Origin of the sequence: Streptomyces umbrinus (assembly GCF_030817415.1) — a bacterium.
Taxonomy (GTDB): domain Bacteria; phylum Actinomycetota; class Actinomycetes; order Streptomycetales; family Streptomycetaceae; genus Streptomyces; species Streptomyces umbrinus_A.
Genome location: NZ_JAUSZI010000002.1, coordinates 5795564 through 5806401, shown reverse-complemented (window position 1 = coordinate 5806401; position 10838 = coordinate 5795564). Strand labels below are relative to the sequence as shown.

General features: G+C 68.8%; 11 protein-coding genes and 1 tRNA gene. 8 read left to right on the top strand and 4 right to left on the bottom strand.

Features of this window, described 5'->3' with window-relative positions:
• Positions 1-6: 6 nt before the first annotated feature.
• The 6 genes from QF035_RS25370 to purM all read left to right on the top strand — a co-directional run bounded on the left by QF035_RS25370 (position 7) and on the right by purM (position 5908).
• Positions 7-501 carry an ArsR/SmtB family transcription factor gene (locus tag QF035_RS25370; RefSeq protein ID WP_307522895.1) on the top strand — a complete coding sequence of 165 codons (495 nt, stop codon included), beginning with the start codon at positions 7-9 and terminating at the stop codon, positions 499-501.
• Positions 502-532: 31 nt separating this feature from the next.
• A complete protein-coding gene (locus tag QF035_RS25365; RefSeq protein ID WP_307522894.1) occupies positions 533-1426 on the top strand; it encodes a M23 family metallopeptidase in 894 nt (297 codons plus the stop codon).
• A 10-nt stretch (positions 1427-1436) separates the two neighbouring features.
• Complete coding sequence (locus QF035_RS25360) at positions 1437-2234, top strand: maleylpyruvate isomerase family mycothiol-dependent enzyme (protein WP_307522893.1); 798 nt, start codon at positions 1437-1439, stop codon at positions 2232-2234.
• An 86-nt stretch (positions 2235-2320) separates the two neighbouring features.
• Positions 2321-3181 (top strand): META domain-containing protein, encoded by an 861-nt coding sequence (locus QF035_RS25355; protein WP_307522892.1) that lies wholly within the window; start codon positions 2321-2323, stop codon positions 3179-3181.
• Positions 3182-3243: 62 nt separating this feature from the next.
• A complete protein-coding gene (gene purF, locus QF035_RS25350) occupies positions 3244-4770 on the top strand; it encodes an amidophosphoribosyltransferase (protein ID WP_143643622.1) in 1527 nt (508 codons plus the stop codon).
• A 52-nt stretch (positions 4771-4822) separates the two neighbouring features.
• Positions 4823-5908: a phosphoribosylformylglycinamidine cyclo-ligase gene (gene purM, locus QF035_RS25345; RefSeq protein WP_307522890.1), complete on the top strand. Its 1086-nt coding sequence runs from the start codon at positions 4823-4825 to the stop codon at positions 5906-5908.
• 202 nt (positions 5909-6110) lie between these two features.
• On the opposite strand, the gene QF035_RS25340 is transcribed toward purM, so the two are convergent.
• Both QF035_RS25340 and QF035_RS25335 read right to left on the bottom strand, forming a co-directional pair.
• Positions 6111-6362, bottom strand: coding sequence for a DUF3073 domain-containing protein (locus QF035_RS25340; RefSeq protein ID WP_055613827.1), 252 nt, complete (start codon positions 6360-6362; stop codon positions 6111-6113).
• Between the two features lie 301 nt (positions 6363-6663).
• Positions 6664-7761 (bottom strand): Leu/Phe/Val dehydrogenase, encoded by a 1098-nt coding sequence (locus QF035_RS25335; RefSeq protein WP_307522889.1) that lies wholly within the window; start codon positions 7759-7761, stop codon positions 6664-6666.
• 233 nt (positions 7762-7994) lie between these two features.
• On the opposite strand from QF035_RS25335, the gene QF035_RS25330 reads away from it, so the two are divergent.
• Together QF035_RS25330 and bldC are read left to right on the top strand one after the other, a co-directional pair.
• Positions 7995-8870, top strand: a complete 876-nt coding sequence (locus tag QF035_RS25330; RefSeq protein WP_307522887.1) for a hypothetical protein — start codon at positions 7995-7997, stop codon at positions 8868-8870.
• Positions 8871-9452: 582 nt separating this feature from the next.
• Positions 9453-9659, top strand: a complete 207-nt coding sequence (bldC, locus tag QF035_RS25325) for a developmental transcriptional regulator BldC (protein WP_027749187.1) — start codon at positions 9453-9455, stop codon at positions 9657-9659.
• Between the two features lie 517 nt (positions 9660-10176).
• Here bldC and QF035_RS25320 read toward each other — a convergent pair.
• Positions 10177-10368 carry a DUF6274 family protein gene (locus QF035_RS25320; RefSeq protein ID WP_200396847.1) on the bottom strand — a complete coding sequence of 64 codons (192 nt, stop codon included), beginning with the start codon at positions 10366-10368 and terminating at the stop codon, positions 10177-10179.
• 320 nt (positions 10369-10688) lie between these two features.
• Positions 10689-10763: transfer RNA gene (locus tag QF035_RS25315), tRNA-Asp, on the bottom strand.
• Positions 10764-10838: the final 75 nt, after the last annotated feature.

The following is a 10838-nucleotide window of genomic DNA, read 5'->3' as shown; positions in this document are numbered from 1 at the left end:
CGTCTCATGGATCTGGAGCAGCGCGTCGCGGAGCTGGAGCGGCGTCTCGACGCCCTGGAGAGCGGTGAGCCAGCCGCGCGTGCGGGCGACGGCGACTTCTGGGCCCTCGAAGGGCTCAGGGCGCAGTTGGCCGATGTCGAGGGCGGGGGTGTGCTGTTCACGGGTTCGGTGCTGCTGCCGACCGAGGAGCGGTACGAGTGGCAGTACGGCATGACCACCGACCAGTTGCTCGAAGCCGACTGGAGCGAGGCGGCCGACGTGTTCGCCGCGCTCGGGCACCCCATGCGGCTGCGGCTGCTGCGCGAGATCGTCGGCGGCCGGCGCACGGCCACCGAACTGGCCGGGCTCGACGACGTGGGCACGAGCGGCCAGATCTACCACCACCTGCGGCAGTTGACCGCCGCGGGCTGGCTCCGGCAGGCGGGGCGTGGCCGTTACGAGATTCCGGGGAGCCGCGTCGTACCGCTCCTCGTGGCCCTCACCACGGCTCAACCGGTCTGAGACTTCGACGACTTCCGGCCCTGGGGGAACCATGTCCATCCGCAAGACCGCGATGATTCTGTACCGGATACTCCTGCCGACCGGCTTCGCGCTGGTCCTGTGGGACGTCTTTCTTCCCGGCTATCCGTTCGGCTGGGGGTGGGCACTTCTGCCACTGCTGCTGACCTTCCCGCTCTGGATGTTCGTGAGCCGGACCGGGCCCCGGCGCGAGGCCCTCGACCATCCGCCGGTCGAGGTGGAGCCTCCCGTGGGGGGTCGCTGGTCCGCCATGAACAGCCCGGCCACCAAGGTCCCCAGCCACGGCACGCACGCGTACGGACAGACGTACGCGATCGACATCGTGGCCGAGCCCGCCGCATCGGAGAACAGCCGTCCCGCGTTCGCCAAGCTCTGGCCGGTCGTCCGCCGCAGCCGCGCCTTTCCCGCCTACGACGAACCGCTGTTCGCCGTGGCCGACGCCACCGTCGTGCACGCGTCCGACTGGATGCGCGATCACCTCAGCCGCAACTCCCTTCCGGCGATCGCCTACTTGCTGCTCGTCGAGGGGACGGTCAGGGGGCTCGGCGGCGCCCCGTGGATCACCGGCAACCGCATTGTGCTCGACCTCGGCGACGGGGTGTACGCGATGTACGCGCACGTGAGGCGGGGCTCGCTCAAGATCAGGCCGGGCGACCGCGTACGCGCGGGACAGCAGATCGCCCGCTGCGGCAACTCGGGCAACTCCACCGAGCCACACGTGCACTTCCAACTGATGGACAGCCCGGACCTCGACGCGGCCCGCGGAATCCCCTTCACCTGGAGCGAAATCGGAGTCCCGGCCAACAAGGAAACGTTCACAGCGGCGCCCCGTGGGGGCGCGGGGAACGGCGCGACCAGCCACGACGAACCCGCAGACGAAGTACCCCACTCCAAGCGGAGCGCATAGGCTCGCCGCCATGCCACCGGCCAAGAAGCGCACCCGTACCTACGACCCGGCGAAGACCCGCGCGGCGGTCCTCGCCCAGTTCGGGAACGTACGGGCGGCGGTGCGCGGCCTGACCCCCGAGCAGCTGGCCGGGCCGACGCGGCTCGGGGACTGGACCGTACGGGAACTGGCCGCGCACGTCACGATGGCCGCCGAGACCGTCAGCCGGAATCTGGAGCGGGACGAACCGGCGAAGGCGGAACTGACCCTGCTGGAGTGGCCGTTCGCGACCGGCGCCAGGGCGGACGACATCGCTGAGGGCACCCGCGAGCTGGCCCGGGCGAACCCGGACCTCGACGCGCTCTATGCCCACACGGAGCAGCGCCTCGCCGAGCACCTGGCGGCGGCCTCCGGGGCTCGCCTGCTCGCCGCCCGCACGGGTTCCATGACCCTCGCCGACTATCTCGTCACCCGCACGGTGGAGCTGGTTGTCCACACCGACGACCTCAACGCGGCCGTCCCGGGCCTCGACGTCCCGTACGACCGCCAGGCCCTCGCTGCCTGCACCCGCTTCCTCGCCGACGCGCTCGCGGCGAAGGCGCCCGGTGCCTCCACCGAGGTGCGCGTACCGCCGTACGCGGTCGTGCAGTGCGTGGAGGGCCCGCGCCACACCCGCGGCACCCCGCCGAACGTCGTCGAGACCGACCCGCTGACGTGGATCCGGCTCGCGACCGGGCGTACGGAGTGGAAGGTGGCGGTCGGCGACGCGAAGGTCAGCGCGAGCGGGGAACGCGCCGACCTGGGCGGGCTGCTTCCCCTTATGCGCTGACGGCGCCGCCGGGGTCAGCGGTCGGGCGTTGCGCGGCCGTTACCCGGCGAGGGAACCAAGCACCCCACCCGTCCCGTCAAAGCGGCATGCACACGCAGCGTCTCAACCTCAGCGCCCTCAGCCCGCGGGTCGGCCTCAGCGCCCTGGCCGTCACCGGACTCCTCGCCACAGCCGCCTGCGGAACGGAGAGCGGCAGCGATGATTCCGGTTCCGGTTCCGTCGGCACCCGGCAGGCCACCGAGATCACCGGCAAGCAGTGGAACGTCGAGAGCGTGACGGCCGACGGCAAGACGCGGGACGCCCCGGCCGGCGCCCACATCGAGTTCGGCAAGGACGGCAAGGTGGGCGGCAACTACGGCTGCAACTCCTTCGGGGCCACCGCGGAGATCAAGGGCGACACCATCAAGATCGGCGACGACGCCATCAAGACCAAGAAGGCCTGTACGGCCGAGGGGGCGATGGACTTCGAGTCCCAGCTCGGCGGCGCGATCTCCGGCAGCACCGCCAAGGTCGTGGTCAACGACGACAAGCTGACGCTCACCACCGAAGACGGGTACACCGTGAACCTCACCGCCGACAAGCCGGCCGAGCTCTACGGCACCAAGTGGAACGTCACCGCGATGACGAAGGGTGCCGCGAAGGGCGAATCGGGCGTTGCCCTGGCCTCCGAGGCCGACGGCAAGGTCCACCTCACCTTCGACAAGGACGGCACCGTCCGCGGTCAGCTCGGCTGCAACAAGGTGACCGCGAAGGCGACGGTCGGCGACGGCACTATCACTCTGGGCGCGCCGGGCACCACCCGGAAGATGTGCTCCGCCTCACTCATGGACACCGAGAAGACCCTCCTGAAGCTCTTCGGCGGCACCGTGAAATACCAGCTGAAGGGCAGCACGCTCACGCTGACCAGCGAAAACGGCCCGGGCGTCGAAGCGGTCGCCGCCAAGTGATCCATTAGGGTCCCTGGATCCCCAATTCGGACCAGTGGTCGATCTCGCCTACACTCGGTGGCGTGCCACGTGGTGACGGTCGACTCAGTCATGATCTGCTCCCCGGCGAGAAAGGACCCCAGGACGCTTGCGGCGTCTTCGGAGTCTGGGCTCCCGGTGAAGAGGTCGCCAAGCTCACTTACTTCGGGCTCTACGCCCTCCAGCATCGAGGCCAGGAATCCGCGGGAATCGCGGTCAGCAACGGCTCCCAGATCCTTGTCTTCAAGGACATGGGGCTAGTTTCCCAGGTCTTCGACGAGGCTTCTCTCGGTTCGCTCCTAGGTCATATCGCGGTCGGTCACGCCCGCTACTCGACCACCGGCGCGTCCACCTGGGAGAACGCCCAGCCCACCTTCCGTGCCACCGCGCACGGCTCCATCGCGCTCGGCCACAACGGCAACCTGGTCAACACGGCCGAGCTCGCCGAGATGGTCGCCGACCTGCCCAAGCAGGAGGGCCGCACCCCGCGTGTGGCGGCGACCAACGACACGGACCTGCTCACGGCCCTGCTGGCCGCCCAGGTCGACGACGACGGCAAGCCGCTGACCATCGAAGAGGCCTCGGGCAAGGTCCTCCCGCAGGTCAAGGGCGCCTTCTCGCTCGTCTTCATGGACGAGCACACGCTGTACGCGGCCCGTGACCCGCAGGGCATCCGTCCGCTGGTCCTCGGCCGTCTGGAGCGCGGCTGGGTCGTCGCCTCCGAGTCCGCCGCCCTCGACATCTGCGGTGCCGCCTACGTCCGCGAGATCGAGCCGGGCGAGTTCGTCGCCATCGACGAGAACGGCCTGCGGACCTCCCGATTCGCGGAAGCGAAGCCCAAGGGCTGTGTCTTCGAGTACGTGTATCTGGCCCGTCCGGACACGGACATCGCCGGCCGGAACGTGTATCTCTCCCGTGTCGAGATGGGCCGCCGTCTCGCCAAGGAAGCCCCCGCGGAGGCCGATCTGGTCATAGCGACTCCGGAGTCGGGCACGCCCGCCGCGATCGGTTACGCGGAGGCGTCCGGCATCCCGTTCGGTGCCGGTCTGGTGAAGAACGCGTACGTGGGACGTACCTTCATCCAGCCTTCACAGACCATCCGTCAGCTGGGCATCCGTCTGAAGCTGAATCCGCTCAAGGAAGTCATCAAGGGCAAGCGCCTGGTCGTCGTCGACGACTCGATCGTGCGCGGCAACACACAGCGTGCGCTGGTCCGGATGCTCCGCGAGGCGGGCGCGGCGGAGGTCCACATCCGGATCTCCTCGCCCCCCGTGAAGTGGCCCTGCTTCTTCGGCATAGATTTCGCCACCCGCGCCGAGCTGATCGCCAACGGCATGACGATCGAGGAGATCGGCACCTCGCTGGGCGCCGACTCCCTCTCGTACATCTCCATCGACGGCATGATCGAGGCCACGACCATCGACAAGCCGAACCTCTGCCGTGCCTGCTTCGACGGCGAGTACCCGATGGCGCTCCCGGACCCCGAGCTGCTCGGCAAGCAGCTCCTGGAGACCGAGCTGGCCGCCGGGCCCGCCGCCACGGCCGCGGCCGACGCGATCCGTCGCCCGTAGACAGCCCGTAATACCTGCTTACCTGCAGTACGACACGAAAGTTCTCACCGTCATGTCTGAGACAACTGGTGCCAGCTACGCAGCTGCTTCTTACAAAACAGCAGGTGTCGACATCGAAGCGGGCGACCGCGCCGTCGAACTCATGAAGGAGTGGGTGAAGAAGACGCAGCGCCCCGAGGTCCTCGGCGGCCTCGGCGGCTTCGCCGGCCTCTTCGACGCCTCCGCCCTCAAGCGGTACGAGCGCCCGCTGCTCGCCTCCGCCACGGACGGCGTGGGCACGAAGGTCGACCTCGCCCGCCGGCTCGGCGTGTACGACACGATCGGCCACGACCTGGTCGCGATGGTCATGGACGACATCGTGGTGTGCGGCGCCGAGCCGCTCTTCATGACCGACTACATCTGCGTCGGCAAGGTCCACCCGGAGCGCGTGGCGGCCATCGTGAAGGGCATCGCCGAGGGCTGTGTCCTCGCGGGCTGCGCCCTGGTGGGCGGCGAGACGGCCGAGCACCCCGGTCTCCTCGGCCCGGACGACTTCGACGTCGCGGGCGCCGGTACGGGCGTTGTGGAGGCCGACCGGCTGCTCGGCGCGGATCGCATCCGTACGGGTGACGCGGTGATCGCCATGGCGGCCTCAGGCCTTCACTCGAACGGGTACTCACTCGTCCGGCATGTCCTCTTCGACCGTGCCAAGCTGAAGCTCGACCAGCACGTCGCGGAGTTCGGCCGCACGCTCGGCGAGGAGCTCCTGGAGCCCACCAAGATCTACTCGCTGGACTGTCTGGCCCTGACCCGCACGACCGACGTGCACGCCTTCTCACACATCACGGGCGGCGGTCTCGCGGCCAACCTGGCCCGGGTGATCCCGGACGGCCTCCACGCGATCGTGGACCGCGCCACCTGGACCCCGGCCCCCGTCTTCGACCTCGTGGGCACCACCGGCCAGGTGGACCGCCTGGAGCTGGAAAAGACCCTCAACATGGGCGTCGGCATGATCGCGATCGTCCCCGAGGACTCCACGGACGTGGCCCTCGCCACACTGGCCGACCGAGGCGTGGAAGCCTGGGTTGCAGGCGAGATCACGGACCGAGGCGACCACGAGACGGGCGCAGCCCTGATCAACGACTACGCGCCCCGCTAGGGGCGCGCCCCGTAAGGGGCGCGGGGCTGTGTCGATATGCGGCTCCGCCGCGTGGGCGCGACCAGCCCAAACGGACGCGCAGATCAAAACGCGCCGTAGTCACCCCACTCCTGGCGGAGCGAACACGCGCAAAACCCGGTCCGGCGAATCCTGCACCCGGACCGGGTGAAGCGCAGCTAGAAAGACAAGCTCAGCTGGAGCGTCAAGCGCCGCGGCGTTGAGACGTGGGACCGGACTCGTCGTCCTCGTCCTCGTCATCGTTGTAGAGATCCGCGTACTGGGCGTACGGGTCGTCTTCCTCGTCGTCGTCCTCGAACGGCTCGCCATTCGGCGGCTGTTGCGAAGTCGAAGCGCCCAGCTCATTGGCCAGACGCGAGAGGTCAGTCCCGCCGCTGCTGTACTTCAGCTGGCGGGCGACCTTCGTCTGCTTGGCCTTTGCCCGGCCGCGCCCCATGGCTCGACCCCCTCGGATACGGGGCTCGACGGCCCCAGAGTCTTGACACGCGTTCATGATCTGGAACGGGCTCTCCGTGGAGAGACCGGTCCGTAGGGCTTCCACGGTACCTGAGCCCACGCCCATACGGTACGTCGCCCGCAGGACGCGCCTGGACCCAGAACCCTCGGGGTGCCCTGTCCCCGCTGGTCAACCGCGATTTTAACCTCTTCTTGGCGAACGACCCGCCGACGAACGTGAGAGTTCTCTCCAACACCCGCCGACGGGTACCCGCCAGACGCCCCGGAGAGGCCCTTGGGCCTCAGGGACGGCGTGCCTCCGCCATGCGGTGTTCGGCGATCCGGTCGGCCGCGGCGGCCGGCGGAATCCCGTCCTCCTTCGCACGTGCGAATATGGCCAGCGTGGTGTCGAAGATCTTCGCGGCCTTCGCCCTGCACCGCTCGAAGTCGAATCCGTGGAGCTCGTCGGCGACCTGGATGACACCGCCGGCGTTCACCACGTAGTCCGGCGCGTAGAGGATCCCGCGGTCGGCGAGGTCCTTCTCGACGCCGGCGTGCTCCAACTGGTTGTTGGCCGCACCGCAGACGATCTTCGCGGTGAGCACCGGCACGGAGTCGTCGTTCAGGGCGCCGCCCAGCGCGCAGGGGGCGTAGATGTCCAGCCCCTCGACCCGGATGAGCGCGGCCGTGTCCGCGACGGCCGTCACGCCGGACGACGGGTGCCTGTCCAGAATTCGCCGTACGGACTCCGCCCTGACGTCCGTGATCACGACCTCGGCGCCGTCCTCCAGCAGATGCTCCACGAGGTGGTGCCCGACCTTGCCCACGCCCGCGATGCCGACCCTGCGGCCGCGCAGCGAGGGGTCGCCCCACAGGTGCTGGGCGGAGGCCCGCATGCCCTGGAAGACACCGAAGGCCGTCAGGACGGACGAGTCGCCCGCGCCGCCGTTCTCGGGGGAGCGCCCGGTCGTCCAGCGGCACTCGCGCGCCACGACGTCCATGTCGGCCACGTACGTACCGACGTCACACGCGGTGACGTACCGGCCGCCGAGCGAGGCCACGAAGCGGCCGTACGCGAGGAGCAGCTCCTCGGTCTTGATCTGCTCGGGATCCCCGATGATCACGGCCTTGCCGCCGCCGTGGTCGAGGCCGGCCATGGCGTTCTTGTACGACATCCCGCGGGAGAGGTTCAGCGCGTCGGCGACGGCCTCCCCCTCGGTCGCGTACGGGTAGAAGCGGGTGCCGCCGAGGGCGGGGCCCAGGGCGGTCGAGTGGATGGCGATGACGGCCTTGAGGCCACTGGCCCGGTCCTGGCAGAGCACCACTTGCTCATGGCCGCCCTGATCCGAGTGGAACAGGGTGTGCAGTACATCAGCAGGGGCGCCGGTTACGTCGGTCACTGTGGTGACTCCCAGTTAAGAAGCGGCGGTTGGGGCGGCCTCCGTACGGGTGGCGGAGGTCTGTGTGGCATGAGATTAGAGCCTGGACGCGACCGCCATCCGCGCAGTGGTCAGGATCACCCTCTCGCGGAGTACGGTCACGATGGGGCGTGGGACGATTTGCAGTGTTTTCCCGCACTCCTGTGAGCGGGTTTCGCGGGTTTTCCGTCGGGTCGGCGGGGGAGGGAGCAAGCGTGCCCAAGGTGTCCTCGTTGATCGTCCCGTACGCGTCCTATCTGCGCGTGTACGAACCGCTCGCGGCCTTCCCGGAGCCGGAGCGCGGCCACTGGGCCCGCTACGCGCGCCGGCCCGACCGTCCCTCCTACCAGGACGAACTGCGCCGGTCGCTGGCCGACTTGCTGCCCACCCCGCCGATCCCGGTGCCGGTGCACGAGAGTGGTGACGCGTTCGTCGCGGACGTGGACGGCGTGTTGTGCGTGTGCCCCTGGCGGACCCGGCTGCGCGGCTGGCAGGCCCTGGGCGACCTGGCCGAGGAGCTGCCCGCGCCGGTCCTGGAGGCGGTGCTCCCGGCGGTCGTACGCCATCAGGCGACCCAGGACTACGAGCGCTGGCTGAGCCGCAACCCCGATGCCCGGCCGTGGATCCGCACGTCGACCTGGCAGGTCCCGCTGAACTGGTTCGTGCTGGTGTCGGACGAGGAGCGCGAGTACGACAAGGGGACCGGCTCGACCGGCTCCGGGGGCGGTCCGGGGGCGGCGGAGGACCCTCCCGTCCTTCGCTACCGGACGCCGATGGTGCAGGCCCGGCGGCGGGTGGCTCGGGGCCTGCGGACGCTGCGGGACGCCCTCGACGAGGGGCCGCTCATCGACGGCCTGGTGGATGTCGGGCGCTGGCTGGAGGAGTTCCACCCGCGCTCGCTGGTGGAGCTCGACTACGGCGGCCTGGTGCACGTCCTGCCCGCCGGGGAGCTCGACGGCGACCATTCGGCGGCCGACGTCGCCGAGGGCATCGAGGCGCTGCGTACGGGCGACGGGCCCGGGGCCGGCGAGGCGTACGGCCGGCTCGTGGAGCGGTGGCGCTCGGTACGGGACCGTCGCTCGGCGAACTGAGGCCGAGGCCCCTGAAGCAGGGGCCCTGAAGCGGAGAGTCCGCATACTGGAGGTCCGCATACCGGCGTCGGAGGTTCGCCCGCCGGGGCGGGAGATGACCTGTGGGACTGATGGTCCCTGTGCGTCACGGGTTCTGACAGGACGTAAGTCCCTATCCGGGTCGTACGGGGTAAGCGTGACGGACGGCACTAACGCGGACCTTGCGTCTAACGCCCCTCCTCATGCCAAAATAGGACAAGGAGTCCGGGGAGGGCTCCTTCTGCCCACGTATGGGTGGAATCTCAGCATTGCACGCTATGGGGGGTCTGTTGACTCCTGATCGCCCTGTGACTGATCGTCACAGCGGTGTGACTGTCCGCTATGGCATGGTCCATCGGCTTCCGTCGCTGATGAACACCTGGGAGGGCAATTCCATCGGTTTGGCCGACGCGGCTGGACAGATGGTGTAGTTGTAGTGCCGAGGACAAGCCGTTCGTCCTATAACCGACTCGACCCGCATCCGCCATTTCGGGCAACGCGGGTCAAGGTGCAGAATTTAGAGGAAAGAACCGAGAAGGTTCGGTTCTCCCGAGGAGGCCGCTCATGACCGCTCGCACCCCTGATGCCGAGCCGCTGCTGACCCCCGCTGAGGTTGCCACGATGTTCCGCGTGGACCCGAAGACGGTGACGCGGTGGGCGAAGGCCGGCAAGCTCACTTCGATCCGCACGCTCGGCGGCCATCGCCGTTACCGCGAGGCCGAGGTTCGTGCCCTGCTCGCGGGCATCCCGCAGCAGCGCAGCGAAGTCTGAACAACAACTCCATAGCAGGGCATTTCGGCAGGTCCCCTAACTTGTCGGACTGCCCGAACCCAAGCTCCAAGCGACGCGGATCCTGCCCCAACGGGGTCCACGCCCGAGCGAGAACCACAAGCAACAAGGGTGCGTCGTAGATCGCGCTGGACTCCGCCGGGTCCAGTGCGATCTTTTTTGTGCGCCGATGGTGTGCCGACGGTGTCCGGTCATGCGCTGGTCATGGGGTACGCACAGGGTGCGGGGCCGGTCTGTGAGCGGCCTTGTCGCAGTCTGGGGAGACCTGTCGGATCAGCTGTGCATGGCCCCGGAGCGGGGTGCAATTGCACATATTAAATTGACCAGTTGTAGGTGGGGGGTAAGTTCCGCGGGTTTGAAAACTTATGCGGTGACACCCGTCACACGTCATGGTCCTTGATGTGGTTGGCGTTTCTGCGCTAGAGGGGGCCGTACGCATCTGGCGTCGCCCGAGGGGCAGTTGGGGTGCGGTCGGCTGCGGGGCGCGTCGGCGGTCCGCTCACGCCGGGGAGGGTGTCTCGTCCTCGTAGGGGGTCTCGGGGCTCTCCTGGTCGTAGGGAGCGCTCTCGGAGGCCAGCCGGAGGAGTCGGTGGCAGATCGGGCAGTGCCTTGTCAGGTGGCGGTAGCCGGAGGCGGCCGACAGGTGGGCGCGGAGGAGGGCTCGCGTCTCATGTCGAGCTGTCGCCGCCATGGTCACCTCCGGTGGGGTGTGCGGTGGGGTGTCTTTGGCCCTGGTTTTTAGGTACTGGGGGAATGTGACGGCGTCAAGCCCAGGTTGTGCGGGGTGCGCTGTGCGGGGCTGGTGGGGTTTGGGTGGCGGTCTGTTGCCGGATGCGGGGGGTTTCTTGGGGGTGCGCCCATGGGGGAGGGGCTTGGAGTGGCGTGCGCGGGTGCCGGACGTGGGGGCTTGTCGCGCAGTTCCCCGCGCCCCTGGCGGGGCGGGGCCCCGCTGCCCTGAAGAGGCATGACTAAGGCCCCGCATCCTTGCGGATACGGGGCCTTCATCTGATGCGGTCCTGACGGGATTTGAACCCGCGGCCTCCACCTTGACAGGGTGGCGAGCACTCCAAACTGCTCCACAGGACCAGGTTTCGCAGTGCGGATCTTGCGTTGCGCTGCGAGACAGGACTCTACAGGAGGGTGAGCCTCCTGGGCGAACTC

What these genes read in the sequence shown, in the direction of transcription:
- QF035_RS25370 (WP_307522895.1), top strand. Translation starts at nt 7, where the DNA reads ATGGATCTGGAGCAGCGCGTCGCGGAGCTGGAGCGGCGTCTCGACGCC.
- QF035_RS25365 (WP_307522894.1), top strand. Translation starts at nt 533, where the DNA reads ATGTCCATCCGCAAGACCGCGATGATTCTGTACCGGATACTCCTGCCG.
- QF035_RS25360 (WP_307522893.1), top strand. Translation starts at nt 1,437, where the DNA reads ATGCCACCGGCCAAGAAGCGCACCCGTACCTACGACCCGGCGAAGACC.
- QF035_RS25355 (WP_307522892.1), top strand. Translation starts at nt 2,321, where the DNA reads ATGCACACGCAGCGTCTCAACCTCAGCGCCCTCAGCCCGCGGGTCGGC.
- purM (WP_307522890.1), top strand. Translation starts at nt 4,823, where the DNA reads ATGTCTGAGACAACTGGTGCCAGCTACGCAGCTGCTTCTTACAAAACA.
- QF035_RS25340 (WP_055613827.1), bottom strand. Translation starts at nt 6,362, where the DNA reads ATGGGGCGCGGCCGGGCAAAGGCCAAGCAGACGAAGGTCGCCCGCCAG.
- bldC (WP_027749187.1), top strand. Translation starts at nt 9,453, where the DNA reads ATGACCGCTCGCACCCCTGATGCCGAGCCGCTGCTGACCCCCGCTGAG.
- QF035_RS25320 (WP_200396847.1), bottom strand. Translation starts at nt 10,368, where the DNA reads ATGGCGGCGACAGCTCGACATGAGACGCGAGCCCTCCTCCGCGCCCAC.